Source organism: Streptomyces pseudovenezuelae, assembly GCF_029892565.1.
In the GTDB taxonomy this organism is placed as follows: Bacteria; Actinomycetota; Actinomycetes; order Streptomycetales; family Streptomycetaceae; genus Streptomyces; species Streptomyces pseudovenezuelae_A.
Genome location: NZ_JARXVH010000003.1, coordinates 174,271 through 191,757, shown reverse-complemented (window position 1 = coordinate 191,757; position 17,487 = coordinate 174,271). Strand labels below are relative to the sequence as shown.

15 protein-coding genes are annotated in these 17,487 nt (G+C 70.5%); 8 read left to right on the top strand and 7 right to left on the bottom strand.

Translation table 11 applies throughout. The features are described from left to right. The first annotated feature begins 17 nt into the window (after positions 1-17). The 4 genes from M2283_RS09815 to M2283_RS09800 all read left to right on the top strand — a co-directional run bounded on the left by M2283_RS09815 (position 18) and on the right by M2283_RS09800 (position 2,434). Positions 18-176, top strand: a complete 159-nt coding sequence (locus M2283_RS09815) for a DUF4177 domain-containing protein (protein ID WP_003967454.1) — start codon at positions 18-20, stop codon at positions 174-176. Next, entirely contained in the window at positions 173-637 is a 465-nt protein-coding gene (locus tag M2283_RS09810) for a RidA family protein (RefSeq protein ID WP_280875738.1), read from the top strand. The genes M2283_RS09815 and M2283_RS09810 overlap by 4 nt, the downstream gene beginning before the upstream one ends. 88 nt (positions 638-725) lie before the next feature. Beyond that, complete coding sequence (locus M2283_RS09805; protein WP_280875737.1) at positions 726-1,607, top strand: NUDIX hydrolase; 882 nt, start codon at positions 726-728, stop codon at positions 1,605-1,607. Further along, entirely contained in the window at positions 1,604-2,434 is an 831-nt protein-coding gene (locus M2283_RS09800; protein ID WP_280875736.1) for an MBL fold metallo-hydrolase, read from the top strand. The genes M2283_RS09805 and M2283_RS09800 overlap by 4 nt, the downstream gene beginning before the upstream one ends. Positions 2,435-2,528: 94 nt before the next feature. Here M2283_RS09800 and M2283_RS09795 read toward each other — a convergent pair whose 3' ends face one another. Next, on the bottom strand, positions 2,529-3,203 hold the full coding sequence (locus M2283_RS09795; RefSeq protein ID WP_123998683.1) for a Crp/Fnr family transcriptional regulator: 675 nt from the start codon (positions 3,201-3,203) through the stop codon (positions 2,529-2,531). Positions 3,204-3,521: 318 nt separating this feature from the next. Here M2283_RS09795 and nth point away from each other — a divergent pair, with 318 nt between their 5' ends. From nth to M2283_RS09780, 3 genes are all read left to right on the top strand, one after another. Then, a complete protein-coding gene (gene nth / locus M2283_RS09790) occupies positions 3,522-4,457 on the top strand; it encodes an endonuclease III (RefSeq protein ID WP_432423045.1) in 936 nt (311 codons plus the stop codon). A 154-nt stretch (positions 4,458-4,611) separates the two neighbouring features. Beyond that, the gene (locus M2283_RS09785) at positions 4,612-5,307 is read left to right on the top strand and encodes an NUDIX hydrolase (RefSeq protein ID WP_280876245.1); all 696 of its coding nucleotides are present in this window, start codon (positions 4,612-4,614) and stop codon (positions 5,305-5,307) included. Between the two features lie 13 nt (positions 5,308-5,320). Beyond that, positions 5,321-6,520, top strand: coding sequence for a MarP family serine protease (locus M2283_RS09780; protein WP_280875734.1), 1,200 nt, complete (start codon positions 5,321-5,323; stop codon positions 6,518-6,520). 27 nt (positions 6,521-6,547) lie between these two features. On the opposite strand, the gene M2283_RS09775 is transcribed toward M2283_RS09780, so the two are convergent. The 5 genes from M2283_RS09775 to M2283_RS09750 all read right to left on the bottom strand — a co-directional run bounded on the left by M2283_RS09775 (position 6,548) and on the right by M2283_RS09750 (position 14,774). Then, entirely contained in the window at positions 6,548-6,730 is a 183-nt protein-coding gene (locus M2283_RS09775) for a hypothetical protein (protein ID WP_123998680.1), read from the bottom strand. Positions 6,731-6,857: 127 nt separating this feature from the next. Continuing rightward, the gene (locus M2283_RS09770) at positions 6,858-7,796 is read right to left on the bottom strand and encodes an alpha/beta fold hydrolase (RefSeq protein WP_280875733.1); all 939 of its coding nucleotides are present in this window, start codon (positions 7,794-7,796) and stop codon (positions 6,858-6,860) included. Continuing rightward, positions 7,793-9,799, bottom strand: coding sequence for a Na+/H+ antiporter NhaA (gene nhaA, locus M2283_RS09760; protein WP_432423044.1), 2,007 nt, complete (start codon positions 9,797-9,799; stop codon positions 7,793-7,795). Before nhaA ends, M2283_RS09770 begins: the two co-directional genes overlap by 4 nt. 150 nt (positions 9,800-9,949) lie before the next feature. Next, positions 9,950-11,908: an acetate--CoA ligase gene (acs, locus tag M2283_RS09755; protein ID WP_280875731.1), complete on the bottom strand. Its 1,959-nt coding sequence runs from the start codon at positions 11,906-11,908 to the stop codon at positions 9,950-9,952. 166 nt (positions 11,909-12,074) lie between these two features. Continuing rightward, positions 12,075-14,774 (bottom strand): bifunctional SulP family inorganic anion transporter/carbonic anhydrase, encoded by a 2,700-nt coding sequence (locus M2283_RS09750; RefSeq protein ID WP_280875730.1) that lies wholly within the window; start codon positions 14,772-14,774, stop codon positions 12,075-12,077. Between the two features lie 333 nt (positions 14,775-15,107). Here M2283_RS09750 and M2283_RS09745 point away from each other — a divergent pair, with 333 nt between their 5' ends. After that, a complete protein-coding gene (locus M2283_RS09745) occupies positions 15,108-16,379 on the top strand; it encodes a hypothetical protein (RefSeq protein ID WP_280875729.1) in 1,272 nt (423 codons plus the stop codon). A 39-nt stretch (positions 16,380-16,418) separates the two neighbouring features. Here the strand turns inward: M2283_RS09745 and M2283_RS09740 are convergent, their stop codons facing one another. Continuing rightward, on the bottom strand, positions 16,419-17,399 hold the full coding sequence (locus M2283_RS09740; RefSeq protein WP_280875728.1) for an ATP-binding protein: 981 nt from the start codon (positions 17,397-17,399) through the stop codon (positions 16,419-16,421). Positions 17,400-17,487 lie beyond the last annotated feature (88 nt).

The following is a 17,487-nucleotide window of genomic DNA, read 5'->3' as shown; positions in this document are numbered from 1 at the left end:
CGGCTAAAGTCGGCCACATGACCAAGTGGGAATACGCAACCGTGCCGCTGCTCGTCCACGCCACGAAGCAGATCCTGGACACCTGGGGCGAGGACGGCTGGGAGCTCGTCCAGGTCGTGCCCGGGCCCAACAACCCCGAGCAGCTGGTGGCCTACCTGAAGCGGGAGAAGGCATGAGTGCCGTCGAGGCGAAGCTGGCCGAACTCGGTCTGACCCTGCCGGAGGTCGTCCCGCCGCTGGCCGCCTACCAGCCCGCCGTGCTGTCGGGCGTCTACGTCTACACCGCGGGCCAGCTCCCGATGGTGGAGGGCAAGCTGCCCGTCACCGGCAAGGTCGGCGCCGAGGTCACGCCGGAGGAGGCCAAGGACCTGGCCCGCACCTGCGCGCTGAACGCGCTGGCCGCCGTGAAGTCCGTGGCCGGCGACCTGGACCGCATCGCGCGCGTGGTGAAGGTCGTGGGCTTCGTCGCCTCGGCGCCCGACTTCACCGGCCAGCCGGCCGTCGTCAACGGCGCCAGTGAGCTGCTCGCCGCCGCCCTCGGAGACAAGGGCGTGCACGCGCGCAGCGCGGTCGGCGTGGCGGTGCTGCCGCTGGACGCTCCGGTGGAGGTCGAGATCCAGGTGGAGCTCGTTCCGTAGCCGTCGTTCGGTAGCCGTCGTTCGGTCGCCGGGGCCCTGACCTCGGACACCTCTCGAACATTCGCGCACCAAGGGATAGCCTCCGCCCATGGCGAATGGGCAGTGGTTTCCCCAGGACTGGCCGGAACGCATCCGCGCGCTGGCGGACGGCACGCTCACCCCGGTCACCCCGAAGCGCGCGGCCACCGTCATGCTCCTCAAGGACACCGACGGCGGCCCCGCCGTCCACATGCTGCGCAGACGCGCCTCCATGGCCTTCGCCGGGGGCGCGTACGCTTATCCGGGCGGCGGCGTAGATCCCCGTGACGACGAACGCCACATCCGCTGGGCGGGCCCCACGCGCGCGTGGTGGGCGGAGCGGTTCGGCGTCGACGAGACGGAGGCCCAGGCGATCGTCTGCGCGGCCGTCCGGGAGACGTACGAGGAGGCGGGCGTCCTGCTCGCCGGTGAGACCCCCGACTCAGTGGTCGGCGACACCACCGGACCTCAGTGGGAGGCGGACCGGGCGGCCCTGGTCGACCGGGAGCTGTCCTTCGCCGAGTTCCTGGACCGCCGCGGCCTGGTCCTGCGCTCCGACCTGCTGGGCGCCTGGACCCGCTGGATCACCCCGGAGTTCGAGACCCGCCGCTACGACACCTGGTTCTTCGTGGCCGCCCTGCCGCACGGCCAGCGCACCCGCAACGCCTCCACCGAGGCCGACCGCACGGTGTGGATCCGGCCCGAGGAGGCGGCGGTCGCGTACGACAAGGGCGAGCTGTTGATGATGCCGCCCACCATCGCGACCCTGCGCCAGCTGCTGCCGTACGGCACGGCGGCGGAGGCGCTCGCCGCGGCTCCGGACCGGGACCTGACCGCCGTCCTCGCCCGCGCCCGGCTGGCGGACGGCGAGATCGTGCTGTCCTGGCCGGGCCACGACGAGTTCACCAAGCACATCCCGACCGACCTCTCGACCGGTGGAGCCACGGCATGACGGACGCAGCAGCCCTTCCCGGTCAGCCCAGAGGCGGGGTCCTCTCCGGCCCCGCCACCGCACGGGCCGTCAACGTCCTGGCGCCCAACGCCTCGGCGATGACCCTCGACGGCACCAACACCTGGATCCTCGCCGAGCCCGACTCGGAGCTGGCCGTCGTCGTCGACCCGGGCCCCCTGGACGACGGACACCTGCGCAGCGTCGTCGACACCGCCGAGAAGGCCGGCAAGCGGATCGCGCTCACCCTGCTGACCCACGGCCACCCGGACCACGCCGAGGGCGCCGCCCGCTTCGCCGAGCTGACCGGCACGAAGGTGCGGGCGCTGGACCCGGCACTGCGGCTGGGCGACGAGGGGCTGGGCGCCGGGGACGTCGTGCGGGTCGGCGGCCTGGAGTTGCTGGTCGTGCCCACTCCGGGGCACACCTCGGACTCCCTGTGCTTCCATCTCCCGGCCGATCAGGCCGTCCTGACCGGGGACACCGTCCTGGGGCGCGGTACGACGGTCGTGGCGCACCCCGACGGCCGCCTCGGCGACTACCTGGACTCCCTGCGCCGCCTCAGATCCCTCGCGGTCGACGACGGCGTCCACACGGTGCTCCCGGGCCACGGTCCCGTCCTGGACGACGCCCAGGGCGTCGTCGAGTTCTACCTCGCCCACCGCGCCCACCGGCTCGCCCAGGTCGAGACAGCCGTCGAGAACGGCCACCGCACCCCGACCGAGGTCGTCACCCACGTGTACGCGGACGTGGACCGCTCCCTGTGGCCGGCGGCCGAACTGTCGGTACGGGCCCAGCTGGACTACCTCAAGGAACACGGGCTGATCTAGGCGCTCGCCGAGGTCGCACGAGTCGGCCCGGTCACGAAAACGGGGCCCACCTCTTAAAGAAGTGGGCCCCGAAGTCGTACCGCCAAGACCGGCGTCAGCGCGAGCGCTTGGCCAGCCGCTCGACGTCCAGCAGGATCACGGCGCGCGCCTCCAGGCGGAGCCACCCGCGCTGGGCGAAGTCGGCGAGCGCCTTGTTCACGGTCTCGCGGGAGGCGCCGACCAGTTGGGCCAGCTCCTCCTGCGTGAGGTCGTGGACGACGTGGATGCCCTCCTCGGACTGCACGCCGAAGCGGCGGGAGAGGTCCAGCAGGGCGCGGGCGACGCGGCCGGGGACGTCGGAGAAGACGAGGTCGGACATCGCGTCGTTGGTCTTGCGCAGTCGGCGGGCGACGGCGCGCAGCAGGGCGCCGGCCACCTCGGGGCGGGCGCTCAGCCAGGGCTGGAGGTCGCCGTGGCCGAGGCCGAGGAGCTTGACCTCGGTGAGCGCGGTGGCGGTCGCGGTGCGGGGGCCCGGGTCGAACAGCGACAGTTCGCCGATCAACTCGCCGGGGCCCACGACGGCGAGCATGTTCTCGCGGCCGTCGGGGGAGGTGCGGTGCAGCTTGACCTTGCCCTCGGTGACCACGTAGAGCCGGTCTCCGGGGTCGCCCTCGTGGAAGAGCGAGTCTCCGCGCGCGAGGGTCACCTCGCTCATGGAGGCGCGAAGCTCCGTGGCCTGCTCGTCGTCGAGCGCCGCGAAAAGCGGGTTCCGCCGCAGAACGTCGTCCACGAGTTCTCTCCTTGTCGACCTGCTCAGGGGATCTTGCGCCCCCTTGGTACCAGGGGACCGTGCTCCCCATCTTGCCGGACGGTCCAAACAGTGTGATCTGTCACAAGGATGCCGCACTGGTGTCCCGAGGTAAGCGGCAGGGGTCCAATTGGGGGCTGATCTCCTGGGTCCGGGGCGGATGTCAGTGTCGGGCTCTAGGCTGGCCGGGTGTCCAAATCGCCGGTGAGAGCACAGGCCAAGGGGGCTGGGCGGGTGGCTGTACGTCGTGATTCCGCTGTGGGCGAACAGGACCCTGGTGGCGGAAAGAAACCGGCAAAAGTGACAAAGAAGGCTGCGGTGAAGAAGGCGACTCCGGCGAAGAAGACGACGGCCACGACGAAGGTCACGGCCGCGAAGAAGACGGCGCCCGAAAAGAAGGTCACGGCCGCGAAGAAGGCCGCACCTGTGAAGAAGGCGGCCGTCGCCAAGCCGGCCAAGGCCGAGTCGCACACCGCCCTCGTGCGCCGGGCCCGCCGGATCGACCGCGAGCTCGCCGAGGTCTTTCCGTACGCCCACCCCGAGCTGGACTTCGAGAACCCCTTCCAACTGGTGGTGGCCACGGTCCTGTCGGCCCAGACCACCGACCTCAGGGTCAACCAGACGACGCCCGCGCTCTTCGCCAAGTACCCGACCCCCGAGGACCTGGCCGCCGCCAACCCCGAGGAGGTCGAGGAGATCCTCCGCCCGACCGGCTTCTTCCGGGCCAAGACCAAGTCGGTCATAGGGCTGTCCAAGGGGCTGGTGGAGCAGTTCGGCGGCGAGGTCCCCGGCCGTCTCGAAGACCTCGTCAAACTGCCCGGCGTGGGCCGCAAGACCGCCTTCGTGGTGCTGGGGAACGCCTTCGGGCGGCCCGGCATCACCGTGGACACCCACTTCCAGCGGCTGGTGCGGCGCTGGCAGTGGACCGATCAGACCGACCCGGACAAGATCGAGGCCGCCGTGGGAGCGCTCTTCCCCAAGAGCGACTGGACGGACCTCTCGCATCACGTGATCTGGCACGGCCGCCGCATCTGCCACGCCCGCAAGCCCGCCTGCGGCGCCTGCCCCATCGCCCCGCTCTGCCCGGCGTACGGCGAGGGCGAGACGGACCCGGAGAAGGCGAAGAAACTGCTCAAGTACGAGAAGGGCGGCTTCCCCGGCCAGCGCCTCAACCCCCCGCAGGCCTACCTGGACGCGGGCGGCAGGCCGGCGCCGCCGCTGGGGGCGGCCGGATGACGCATCGCCCGCCGGGCTCGCCGAGGACGGCGTACGGCCCGCCGGGGACCCGGACGCCGTCTCAGGGATCTTCTCGGGGGCGATCTCAGGGTCACCGACAGGAACGATCAAAGGAGCGGCGGGCGTTGGAACCAGCAGGACTTCGGGGGTGGCGATGACGCGTGCGAGCAATACACGGGGCGGTCCGGTGACGCTCAGCAAGGAAGGCCTGCCCGACTGGCTGGAGCCGGTGGTGCGGGCGGTGGAGACGGTGCAGCCGCTCCAGCTGAGCCGCTTCCTGCCGCCCGAGGACGGGGCGGGCCGGCAGTCGGCCGTCCTCGTCCTGTTCGGCGAGGGCGAGCGCGGGCCCGAGCTGCTGCTCATGGAGCGGGCCAGTTCGCTGCGCTCGCACGCCGGACAGCCGTCCTTCCCCGGCGGCGCCCTCGACCCCGAGGACGGCGACCCGCACACCGACGGGCCGCTGCGGGCCGCCCTGCGCGAGGCCGAGGAGGAGACCGGGCTCGACCCCTCCGGCGTCCAGCTCTTCGGCGTGCTGCCCCGGCTGTACATCCCGGTCAGCGGCTTCGTCGTGACCCCCGTGCTGGGCTGGTGGCGCGTGCCGACCCCGGTCGGCGTGGTCGACCCGAACGAGACGGCGCGGGTCTTCACGGTCCCCGTGGCGGATCTCACGGACCCGGCCAACCGCGCGACGGCCGTGCACCCCCGCGGCCACCGAGGTCCGGCATTTCTGGTCGAATCGGCCCTGGTGTGGGGTTTCACGGCCGGAATCATCGACCGACTGTTCCACTACGCCGGCTGGGAGCGCCCCTGGGACCGGGAGAAGCAGGTCCCCCTCGACTGGAGGTCATGACAGGGTGTCTGCCGTGAACGTGCTGGACATCCTGTTGCTGGTCGCCGCCGTGTGGTTCGCGATCGTCGGTTATCGCCAGGGCTTCGTCGTCGGCATCCTGTCGGTGATCGGCTTCCTGGGCGGCGGTCTCGTGGCGGTGTACGTGCTGCCCGTCATCTGGGACGCGCTGACCGACAACGCGGAGGTGAGCACGACCGCCGCCGTCGTCGCGGTCGTCGTCGTCATCGTCTGCGCCTCCGTCGGCCAGGCCCTGACCACCCACCTGGGCAACAGGCTGCGCCGGTTCATCACCTGGTCCCCGGCCCGCGCCCTGGACGCGACCGGCGGCGCCCTCGTCAACGTCCTGGCGATGCTCCTGGTCGCCTGGCTGATCGGCTCCGCCCTGGCGCAGACCACGATGCCGACGGTCGGCAAGGAGGTCCGCAGCTCCAAGGTGCTCCTCGGCGTCTCCGAGGTGCTGCCCACCCAGGCCGACACCTGGTTCAAGGACTTCACCTCGGTCCTCGCGCAGAACGGCTTCCCGCAGGTCTTCAGCCCGTTCTCCAACGAGCCGATCAAAGAGGTCCAGCCGCCCGACCCCGCGCTCGCCAACAGCGCGGTCGCCACCGGGGCCAAGCGCTCCATCGTCAAGGTCATGGGCACCGCCCAGAGCTGCGGCAAGGTCCTGGAGGGCTCCGGCTTCGTCTTCGGCGACCGCCGCGTCATGACCAACGCGCACGTGGTCGGCGGCGTCGACGAGCCCACCGTCCAGGTAGGCGGCGAGGGCAGGAAGTACGACGCGACGGTCGTCCTGTACGACTGGAAGCGCGACATCGCCGTGCTCGACGTACCCGATCTGAAGGCGCCCGCGCTGAAGTTCACGGCCACGGACGCGAAGAGCGGTGACGACGCGATCGTCGCGGGCTTCCCGGAGAACGGGTCGTACGACGTCCGGCCCGCACGCTTGCGCGGGCGGCTGCCGGCCAGTGGCCCGGACATCTACCACCGCGGCACCGTCCGCCGTGACGTCTACTCGCTGTACGCGACCGTCCGTCAGGGCAACTCCGGCGGCCCGCTGCTCACGCCGGAAGGCAAGGTGTACGGCGTGGTGTTCGCCAAGTCCCTCGACGACGCCGACACCGGATACGCCCTCACCGCGGACGAGATCCAGGAGGACATCGTCAAGGGGCGTACCGCCAACCAGCAGGTGGACAGCGACAGCTGCGCGCTGTAGACCGCCGTACCGGAAAAAAGAAGGCGCTCAGCCTCGGGGATGGCGCAGGCGCACCGAGACCCAGCGGGCCCGGCGGCGCAGGATGCGCGGAATTCCCACGCGGAGATCCGTGCCCGCCATCTGCGGGGCGCTGCCTCGCTGGTGGGGACTCAGGCCGCCCACCGAGCGGCGACTGCGTGCTGTGTCACTGTAGTCGTGCGTCCAGCCCATACCCCGACGTCTGCCCCTGCCCCAAGGTCGATAACCGCCCCAGGGGCCCCCAATCGGCCTATGCGTCAGGCAAGTGGCTGTTCGTAGGACAGGTGTTCAGATCCGGATACCGGGCGCATCGGATCGGTCACCGATCGGGTTCGGGATCCTTCAGCCAGTTGACCAGTTCTGTGGTGAAAGCGACCGGATCCTCCTCGTGCGGGAAATGCCCGAGGCCGTCGAACAGCCGCCAGCGGTACGGCGCTTCGACGTACTCGCCGGAACCGGCCGCGCTGCGGGTGCGCATCACGGGGTCCAGCGAGCCGTGGAGGTGGAGGGTCGGCACGCGCAGCGGGCGCTTCATGCGCCGGTTGAACTGGATGCCGTCCGGGCGGGCGATCGACCGGACCATCCAGCGGTACGGCTCGATCGCGCAGTGCGCCGTCGAGGGGATGAGCATCGCGCGTCGGTAGGTGTCCACGGCCTTGTCGTCCGGCGCGTTCGGCCCGGACCACTCGCGGATCAGTTCGGCGACCAGCGCGCCGTCGTCGGCGGTCAGCTGCCGCTCCGGCAGCCAGGGGCGCTGGAACCCCCAGATGTAGGAACCGGCGCGGGTCTGCTTCACGTCGGAGAGCATCGCCGAGCGCCAGCGCCGGGGATGCGGCATCGACGAGACCACGAGCCGCCGCACCAGCTTGGGCCGCATCACGGCCGCCGTCCACGCCAGATAGCCGCCGAGGTCATGGCCGACCAGCGCGGCGTCGGGCTCGCCGAGGGAGCGGATCACGCCGGTGATGTCGAGCGCGAGGTTGGCGGGGTCGTAGCCGCGCGGGGTGCGGTCGCTGCCGCCGACGCCCCGCAGGTCCATGGCGACGGCCCGGAAGCCGGCGTCGGCGAGGGCCGTCATCTGGTGGCGCCAGGTCCACCAGAACTGGGGGAAGCCGTGCACCATCATGACCAGCGGCCCGTCGCCGATCTCCGCGATGTGGAAACGTGCGCCGTTTGCGGCGACGTCCCGGTGCGTCCAGGGGCCGTCGACTCGTACGACCGACGTCGGTTGCGCCGAAGGTGTGGCGGGGTCCGTCATGAGGACGAGCGTGCCACAGCCTCGAGGGCCGCGGGCGCACGGTCCTCCAGAGCCGGGGCCTCCGGACGCGTGTGCGGCTTCGCGTTCTGCAGCACGCCGGCCGTCTCCTTCACCGACGCGGCCACCTTCTGCGGGCCCTTGCCCTTGGCGGCCTTCTTCGCGAAGAACACGCCGACCAGCACGAGGACGACCGCGACGAGCACGTTCGCCGCGAAGGACAGCAGGAAGCAGAGCGCCAGGTTCCAGTCGCTCCAGGTGCGGATTCCGTACGCCAGCGCGAAGTTGAGCATCGGCAGGGAGAACACCAGTACTCCGGCGGCCACCGTGAACGCGCCGCCGCTCATCGCACCGCGGATCACGTCCTGCTTGAGCTGCGCCTTGGCCAGCGCGATCTCGTCGTGCACCAGCGCAGACATCTCGGTCGTCGCCGAGGCGAACAACTGGCCGATGCTGCGTTCGGCGCCGACCGGGCTGCCGTCGGGTGCGCTCATCGCCGTCTCCCTCGTAAGTCTTTTGTACCGTCCCGTCAGATCATGCCGGACGGTGGTCCTCGACGCCTGCCCCGCCCGCCACTTCGGCAAGCCCGCGTCGTCCGCGCTGCCTAGGGCCTCGGCCTCCCCGCGCGCCTCGGCCTCCTTCAGGGCGGCGATCCGGCGGTGCTCGGCGGCCTTGCGGTCGAAGATCTCGGCCATCCGCAGGTGGTACGCCGGGTCGTCCTGCTCGTAGATGTCCGGGATCCCGTCGAGGTCCTCGTCGCGCTCCTCGTCCTCGCACATCCTGCGGTACTTGGCGTTGCGGACCTTCAGCAACACGGTCGCGAGGACGGCCGCGATCAGCGAGGCGGTCAGTACGGCCGCTTTCACCTCGTCGGTCAGTACGGCATCGCCGTCGAAGGCCAGTTCGCCGATGAGCAGCGACACGGTGAAGCCGATGCCGGCCAGCGTCGCCACCGCGAACACGTCGGCCCAGGCGAGTTCGTCGCTGAGCGAGGCCCTGGTGAAACGTGCCGTCAGCCACGTACCGCCGAAGATGCCGACCGCCTTGCCGACGACCAGACCCAGGACCACGCCGAGCGTCTCGGGCCGGGTGAACACATCGCCCAGCGCGCCGCCCGACACGGTGACGCCGGCGCTGAAGAGCGCGAACAGGGGGACGGCGAGGCCCGCCGACAGGGGGCGCACGAGGTGCTCGACGCGCTCGCCGGGGGCCCGTGCCTCGCCCTCGTGGCGGTGGCAGCGCAGCATCAGGCCCATGGCGACACCGGCGATGGTGGCGTGGACGCCGCTGTTGTACATCAGCGCCCAGACGACGAGCGCGAGCGGGACGTACACGTACCAGCCGCGTACGCCCCTGCGCAGCAGCAGCCAGAAGACGACGAGGCCCGCGACGGCGCCGCCGAGCGCGGCGAGGTCGATGTCGCTGGTGAAGAAGACCGCGATGATCAGGATCGCGAAGAGGTCGTCGACGACGGCGAGCGTGAGCAGGAAGGCGCGCAGGGCGCTCGGCAGCGAGGTGCCGATGACGGCGAGCACGGCCAGTGCGAAGGCGATGTCGGTGGCGGTGGGCACCGCCCAGCCCTGCAGGGAGCCGCCGCCGGTGAGGTTGGTGAGGGTGTAGACGAGCGCGGGTACGGCCATGCCGCACAGGGCCGCCACGACCGGGAGCGCGGCCGCCTTGGGGTCGCGCAGGTCACCGGCGACCAGCTCGCGCTTGAGCTCGATACCGGCGACGAAGAAGAAGACCGCGAGGAGGCCGTCGGCGGCCCAGTGCGCGACGGACAGGTTCAGGCCCAGGGCCCCGGGGCCGAAGTGGAAGTGGCTGACGCTCTCGTAACTGCCGTGCAGCGCCGGGATGTTGGTCCAGATCAGCGCCGTGACCGCGGCCACGAGCAGCAGCACGCCGCCGACCGTCTCGGCGCGCAGCGCGTCCGTGACGAAGGTCCGCTCGGGCAGCGACAGCCGTCCGAGGACCTTGCGGGCGGGGGTGGTGCGGGGCGCGCTCACGAGAGGCCTCCGGGTGGTGGGCAGGGCTGAACCGTTCGCCGACCAGACTTCCCGGCACACCTTGAGGGTCACACTCTTTTGCTTAGTTTACCTAAGAGGGGTGCCCGGCGCTCTTCGCGCCGGGCACCCCTCTCACGGTCGTACGACTGCTCAGTCCTCGCTGGGCGCCGCCGGCAGCTTGGCCTGGATGAGGTCCATGACCGTCGAGTCCGTCAGCGTCGTCACGTCACCGAGCTGGCGGTTCTCGGCCACGTCGCGCAGCAGGCGGCGCATGATCTTGCCGGAACGGGTCTTCGGCAGCTCCGCCACCGGCAGGACCCGCTTGGGCTTGGCGATCGGGCCGAGGACGCTGCCGACGTGGTTGCGCAGGTCGTTCACCAGGTTCTCGTCCTCGGCGTTCGCCGTGCCGCGCAGGATCACGAAGGCGACGATCGCCTGCCCGGTCGTCTCGTCGGCGGCACCGACGACGGCCGCCTCGGCGACCGAGGGGTGCGAGACGAGCGCCGACTCGACCTCCGTGGTGGAGATGTTGTGGCCGGACACGAGCATCACGTCGTCGACCCGGCCGAGCAGCCAGATGTCGCCGTCGTCGTCCTTCTTCGCACCGTCGCCGGCGAAGTACTTGCCCTCGAAGCGCGACCAGTACGTGTCGAGGAAGCGCTGGTCGTCGCCCCAGATGGTGCGCAGCATCGACGGCCACGGCTCGGTCAGGACCAGGTAGCCACCGCCGCCGTTGGGCACCTCGTTGGCGTCGTCGTCCACGACCGTCGCGGAGATGCCGGGCAGCGGGGTCTGCGCGGAACCGGGCTTGGTCGCCGTGACACCGGGCAGCGGGGAGATCATCATGGCGCCGGTCTCGGTCTGCCACCAGGTGTCGACGATCGGGGCCTTGTCGCCGCCGATGTGCTTGCGGTACCACATCCACGCCTCGGGGTTGATCGGCTCGCCCACCGAGCCCAGCACCCGCAGGCTGCTGAGGTCGAACTTGGCGGGGATGTCGTCGCCCCACTTCATGAACGTACGGATCGCGGTCGGCGCCGTGTACAGGATCGTCACCCCGTACTTCTGCACGATCTCCCAGAAACGGCCCTGGTGCGGGGTGTCCGGGGTGCCCTCGTACATGACCTGGGTGGCGCCGTTGGCCAGCGGCCCGTAGACGATGTACGAGTGGCCGGTGACCCAGCCGACGTCGGCCGTGCACCAGTACACGTCCGTCTCCGGCTTGAGGTCGAAGACGGCGTGGTGGGTGTACGACGCCTGGGTGAGGTAGCCGCCGGAGGTGTGCAGGATGCCCTTGGGCTTACCCGTCGTACCGGACGTGTACAGGATGAAGAGCGGGTGCTCGGCGTCGAAGGCCTCGGGGGTGTGCTCGGCCGACTGCCGCTCGACGATCTCGTGCCACCACACGTCCCGCTCGCCGTCCCAGGCGACCTCCTGGCCGGTACGGCGGACCACGAGCACGTGCTCCACGTTGTCGACCTTGGTGACCGCCTCGTCGACGGCCGGCTTGAGCGCGGACGGCTTGCCGCGCCGGTAGCCGCCGTCGGTGGTGATGACGACCTTGGCGTCGGCGTCCTGGATGCGGGTCGCGAGCGCGTCCGCCGAGAAGCCGCCGAAGACCACCGAGTGGGCGGCGCCGATCCGGGCGCACGCGAGCATCGCGACCGCCGTCTCCGGGATCATCGGCATGTATACGGCGACCCGGTCGCCCTTGCGGACACCCAGCTCCAGCAGGGCGTTGGCCGCCTTGGAGACCTCGTCCTTGAGCTCGGCGTAGGTGATGGCGCGGCTGTCGCCGGGCTCGCCCTCGAAGTGGATGGCGACCCGGTCGCCGAGTCCGGCCTCCACATGGCGGTCCACGCAGTTGTAGGCCACGTTGAGAGTGCCGTCCTTGAACCACTTGGCGAACGGCGGGTTTGACCAGTCCAGCGTCTCGGCCGGTTCCTTGGCCCAGGTCAGCCGGCGGGCCTGCGCGGCCCAGAAGCCGAGCCGGTCAGCCTTGGCCTGTTCATACGCCTCCGCCGTGACATTGGCGTTCGCCGCCAGGTCCGCGGGGGGTGCGAACCTGCGTTCTTCCTTGAGCAGGTTGGCCAGGCTTTCGTTGCTCACGGCATCTGCCTTTCCCAGGGTGTCCGTTGTGTCCCGGGCCAGCTCATCAGACCCGGGGGTCCGATGACAAGGGTCGACCGAAAATTGGTTTAGACCTGTCATCGGACCCTGTGGCCGGGGTCTTTCATAGCCACGGACGCCAGGTGAACGAGGTTCAGGCGCAGGCTCAGGCGGAGAGGTTCACCGCACTCACGTGGTCGAACAGCTCGTCCTCGTTCTCCCCGCTCCTCTCGGTCAGCAGATACGCCTGCGTCTCACCCACATGGAAGTACATCCCGTGCAGCTCCAACGCCCCGTTCCGCAGCGCCCGCGCCACCGAGTCATGCGCCCGCAGATGCTCCAACTGCTGGACCACATTGGTGAGGCAGAGCTGCTCTACGGCGTCGGCGGGCGCCCTTCCGGCAAGCCGCGCCCAGGGTCTGCCGTCGTCGGCCATCCGCTCCAGGCTCGGCAGCCCGTGCCGCAGCCACCGCTTGAGCGGCGTCCGCGCGCCCCCCGGCTCCGAGTTGAGCAGCGCCTGCATGGCCCCGCACCCGGAGTGCCCGCACACCGTGATGGACCGCACCTTCAGCACGTCCACCGCGTACTCGATCGCGGCCGCCACCGAGTCGTCGCCGCCCTCCTCGCCGGGCAACGGGACGAGGTTGCCCACATTGCGCACCACGAACAGGTCACCCGGACCACTGGAGGTGATCATCGAGGTCACCAGCCGCGAGTCGGCACAGGTGAGAAAGAGCTGCGAGGGCCGCTGCCCTTCTCTTGCCAGGCGAGCCAGCTCACCCCGAACGAGGGGTGCGGTGTTGCGCTGGAACGCGCTGATGCCTCGGGCGAGTTGGGCTCCGCCGGATTCGCGGTAAGGGTCGGATTCGGGGTGCGGGTCGGATTCGGCGGCGTGGGCGGAGTCGCGGGGGTGATCGGATTGGGAGTTGGCAGGACCGTTGGATTTGCCAGGGGAAGTGGGGGTGGCGGGAGCGCCAGGGCCGCCGGAAGTGCCGGATCCGCCGGAAGTGTTGGAGGCACCGGAGGTGGCGGGACCGCCGGATTCGTAGAGCGCACCCGGAGCGCCGGTTCCGTCTGGTCCGTCGACGAGACGTCCGGCACGGTACAGACCGCTCGTCCCGCCGGAACCGAGCGGGCCCTCGGCCTCGCCGATCCGGCCGACCCGGTCGACGTGACCCTCGACCGTTCCGGCCGGCGGCAGTTGCTCGCACTGATGGTTGCGCCAAGGCGTCCAGGGGCGGCAGCGGCAGCCGGGGGATGTCGTCGGCTCACCGATCGGGGTTGCTTCGCCCCCGGCGTGACCGGTCCCGCTGATGCGCGTGCCCGTGAGGCGACCGGTCAGCTCGGCGGAGCCGCCCTGTGCGGTGTGCGTGCTCTGCCAGTCGTGCAGGGACTCGTACGCCGCGTGGTCCATGAACGAGCCGTCCAACTCCACGACGGCGTGCGCGCCTTGGGGTACGAGATGCAGGGCTCGGCTGAGCCTCGGCACCGCGAGGAACGTCAACTGGCCGCGGACCTGGACGTGATGGACTCCCTCCTTCTCCTCGTGTGTGATGCGGGTGCGGGCGAGGCGCTGCATGGCGACCCCGACGGCGACGGCGATCCCCAGCGTGACGCCTTCCAGGACGCCGAGGCAGACCACGCCGAGGGTGGTGACGGCGTAGACCAGCACTTCTCGGTGGCGGGTCACCGTGCGGATGTGGTGCAGGGACACCATCTGGATGCCGACGGCCATCACCAGGGCGGCGAGCGAGGCGAGCGGGATGAACTCCAGGATCGGGACCATCAGCAGCGCGGCGATCACTACGAGAACGCCGTGCAGCAGCGTGGAGTTCCGGCTCACGGCACCCGCGTTGACATTCGCCGAACTGCGCACGGCCACCCCGGCGACCGGCAGTCCGCCGAGAGCGCCGGAGACGATGTTGGCGGCGCCCTGCCCGAGTAGCTCGCGGTCCAGTTTGGAGCGGCCGACGCGGACGGTGAGGCCGGGCCGGGAGGCCATCATCTTGTCCACGGCGACCGCGCCGAGCAGCGACTGCACGCTGCACACCAGCGTGGTGGTGAGCACGGCGGCGGCGATGCCGAGCACCGGGCCCTCGGGGAGTCCGGCCAGGGCGTGGCTGCTCCAGGACGGCAGGTCGACCTTGGGCAGGCTGAGGCCGGTGAGGGAGGCGGCCGTGGTGGCGCCGGCGACCGCGACGAGCGCGGCGGGGATCTTGCGCAGCAGGTGTCCGGCCCGGCCCGGGATCCGCGGCCAGAGCAGCAGCAGGGCCAGCGTCAGCACGCTCACCGACACGGCGGCCGGCTGCAGCCGCGCCAACTGGGCGGGCAGGGCGCGGAGGTTGGCGAGGACGGAGCTCTGCGGGGTGCCGCCCAGGACGATGTGCAGCTGGGCGACGGCGATGGTGACGCCGATGCCGGCGAGCATGCCGTGCACGATGGCGGGGCTGACGGCGAGCGCGGTGCGGGCCACGCGCAGGCAGCCGAGGCCCAGTTGGGCGAGACCGGCGAGGACGGTGATGGCACAGGTCGTGCGCCAGCCGTAGCGCTGGATGAGGTCGGCGGTGACCACCGTGAGCCCGGCGGCGGGGCCGCTGACCTGGAGCGGGCAGCCGCCGATCCAGCCGGCGACCAGGCCGCCGACCGCGGCGGCGACGAGGCCCGCCTGGAGCGGGGCGCCGGTGGCGAGGGCGATGCCCAGGGAGAGCGGAAGGGCGATCAGGAAGACCGCGATGGAGGCCGACACATCGGCGCCCGCGAGCCCGAAGCGGCGGGGCGGGGTCGGCGGCGGGCTGTGGGGCCGGTGGGTGCGCTCGGTGCGGGTCGAGTGGGGGTCGGTGGCGCGAGTACGTACGCAGGCTGACATGTTTCCCGTCTCCTCCGGGGCAGCGCGGTCGCGGAACAGGGGTCCCCGTCGGTGGCGGGGTCGGGTCGCGGCCGTGGGTCACGGCGTGCAGCGGCGGGATAAATCAACGTTCGGTAAATGGATCGTAATGCAGAGTAAAGGCTAGGCATGGACTTTCCTGGCAAATAGCCCTATAAGTCACCCGGAAGAGCGAAGCAATTATTTGATCGGCTTGTCGTACTAATTCCTTCTCGGCCCCGTGCAACCTTGGCGGCGCTGTCGGGCCTTCCCGGCACATCGTCAGAAAACGCCCTCAGCGGCGTTGGCCTGAGAGAAGGAAGAAGGTGGGCGGACATGGCCGCCACCCAGAGGATCGCCGCGGGCGCCGTGGTCGCCGCGCTCTGTGCCGCTTCGCTCGCCGGTTGCGGGATCGGCTCCGACGGTGCCAAGACAGGTGCTCCCGGTCCGCAGAAGGCGAAGCCGGCCCAGCCGCCGAAGAGCGTGGTCCGGCTGATCGGCGACGGCTCCACCTCGTACACCGGGGCGCAGCCGCATCTGCCGAGGCCGGAGCGGCTCAAGCCGGGCCAGAAGCCCCCGCAGTTCGTCGTCTTCTCCTGGGACGGCGCCGGCGAGGACAGCCAGCAGCTGTTCTCCCACTTCCGCAAGGTCGCCAAGGCCAATCACGCAACGATGACGTACTTCCTGAGCGGCGTGTACATGCTGCCGGAGGACAAGCGCGACGAGTACAAGCCGCCGCAGCACTCCCCGGGCCGCTCCGACATCGGCTTCAACGACGCGAAGGGCATCGCCGACACCGTCAAGCAGCTGCGCCTGGCGTGGCTGGAGGGCAACGAGATCGGCACCCACTTCAACGGCCACTTCTGCGGCAAGGGCGGTGGCGTCGGCGAGTGGTCGGTCGCGGACTGGAAGGACGAGATCGCCCAGGCGAAGCAGTTCGTCAAGTCCTGGAAGACCAACACCGGCATGAAGAAGGCGGCCGCGCTGCCCTTCGACTACGACAAGGAACTCGTCGGGGCCCGCACGCCGTGTCTCGAAGGCCAGCAGAACTTCATGAAGGCCGCCCGCGAGCTGGGCTTCCGCTACGACACCAGCGGCGTCAACGACCAGCTCTGGCCGAAGAAGAAGGAAGGCCTGTGGGATCTGTCGATGCAGCTCGTGCCCTTCCCCGGGCACTCCTACGAGCAGCTCACCATGGACTACAACTTCATGGTCAACCAGTCCGGTACACAGACCCAGGGTGACCCCGCCAAGTACCAGTACTGGGGCGACCAGATGCGCGACGGCCTGCTCAAGGGCTTCCACCGCGCCTACGACGGCAACCGCGCGCCCCTCGTCATGGGCAACCACTTCGAGTCCTGGAACGGCGGCACCTACATGCGTGCCGTCGACGAGGTCGTCGAGAACGTCTGCAACAAGCCCGACGTGCGCTGTGTGTCCTTGCGGCAGCTGGCCGACTGGCTGGACGCCCAGGACCCGCAGACCCTGGAGAAGCTGCACGGTCTGAACGTCGGCGAGGCCCCGAAGCAGGGCTGGGCATCCTTCCTGTCGGGCCGGCCGGCCCCGGCCCCGAAGGGCGTGCCCGGAGCGCCGGCGGCCAAGCAGTAGCCGTCGTCGGCCGCGATCGGCTGTCGTCGCGCGCGAGCGTCACACGACGGCGGTGATCCCCTCGCCGAGCACGAAACCGGGGTCGACCTGCGCCGCCAGGTCGACCCCGGTGCGCTCGTTGCCCCAAGAAGTGGCGTTCTTCAGATGGAAGTGCACGGTCTGGCGCGTGTAGCGCTCCCAGTCGCGCAGGTCGTACGTCGCGTCGGCGGCGACCTGAAGGGTGCGCAGGGCACGGCGGTTGGCGTCCTCCAGGAGCTCGAACCGGGGCGGGCGGCCCTTCTCCATGGCGCGCACCCAGTCCGAGTGCCCGACGGTCACCAACAGGTCGTCCCCGACCTCGGCGCGGAGGAAGTCGAGGTCGTCCTGACCCTGCACCTTGTTGCCGACGACTTTCAGTACGACGCCGAAGTCACGGGCGTACTCCTTGTACTGGCGATAGACGGAGACCCCCTTCCGGGTCGGCTCGGCGACGAGGAACGTGATGTCGAAGCGGGTGAACATGCCGGAGGCGAAGGAGTCCGAGCCCGCCGTCATGTCCACCACGACGTACTCGCCCTGCCCGTCCACCAGGTGGTTCAGGCACAGCTCCACCGCTCCCGTCTTGGAGTGGTAGCAGGCGACCCCCAGGTCGGCGTCCGTGAAGGGGCCGGTGACCATCAAACGGACGGTGCCGCCGTCGAGTTCCACCGACCGGGCACAGGCCTCGTACACCGGGTTGTCCCCGCCCACGCGCAGCAGCCGGGAGCCCTCGCCGGGCGGGGTCGTCTTGATCATCGTCTCGGCGGAGGCGATACGCGGGTTGGAGCCGCGCAGGTAGTCCTTGATCAGCGACAGCCGCTCGCCCATCGCGGGCAGCCCGGCCGCCTCGGCCTCGTCCAGTCCCAGCGCGGCGCCCAGGTGCTGGTTGATGTCGGCGTCGACCGCGACGACCGGGGCGCCGGCCGCCGCGAGATGGCGGATGAACAGGGAGGACAGGGTCGTCTTGCCGCTGCCGCCCTTCCCGACGAAAGCAATTTTCATGTTCACGAAGGGTAGTCGGGTGATAGCCGTGGGTGTCAGGCGTACGTGAAGAAGACCACTCCTTCGTGGGGTCGATGCCCGGGGTGCG

Excerpts from the sequence above, each read along its gene's own strand:
- M2283_RS09745 (WP_280875729.1), top strand. The coding sequence starts at position 15,108 with ATGGCCGCCACCCAGAGGATCGCCGCGGGCGCCGTGGTCGCCGCGCTC.
- M2283_RS09800 (WP_280875736.1), top strand. The coding sequence starts at position 1,604 with ATGACGGACGCAGCAGCCCTTCCCGGTCAGCCCAGAGGCGGGGTCCTC.
- M2283_RS09775 (WP_123998680.1), bottom strand. The coding sequence starts at position 6,730 with ATGGGCTGGACGCACGACTACAGTGACACAGCACGCAGTCGCCGCTCG.
- M2283_RS09810 (WP_280875738.1), top strand. The coding sequence starts at position 173 with ATGAGTGCCGTCGAGGCGAAGCTGGCCGAACTCGGTCTGACCCTGCCG.
- M2283_RS09750 (WP_280875730.1), bottom strand. The coding sequence starts at position 14,774 with ATGTCAGCCTGCGTACGTACTCGCGCCACCGACCCCCACTCGACCCGC.
- M2283_RS09785 (WP_280876245.1), top strand. The coding sequence starts at position 4,612 with ATGACGCGTGCGAGCAATACACGGGGCGGTCCGGTGACGCTCAGCAAG.
- M2283_RS09770 (WP_280875733.1), bottom strand. The coding sequence starts at position 7,796 with ATGACGGACCCCGCCACACCTTCGGCGCAACCGACGTCGGTCGTACGA.
- M2283_RS09805 (WP_280875737.1), top strand. The coding sequence starts at position 726 with ATGGCGAATGGGCAGTGGTTTCCCCAGGACTGGCCGGAACGCATCCGC.
- M2283_RS09740 (WP_280875728.1), bottom strand. The coding sequence starts at position 17,399 with ATGAAAATTGCTTTCGTCGGGAAGGGCGGCAGCGGCAAGACGACCCTG.
- M2283_RS09815 (WP_003967454.1), top strand. The coding sequence starts at position 18 with ATGACCAAGTGGGAATACGCAACCGTGCCGCTGCTCGTCCACGCCACG.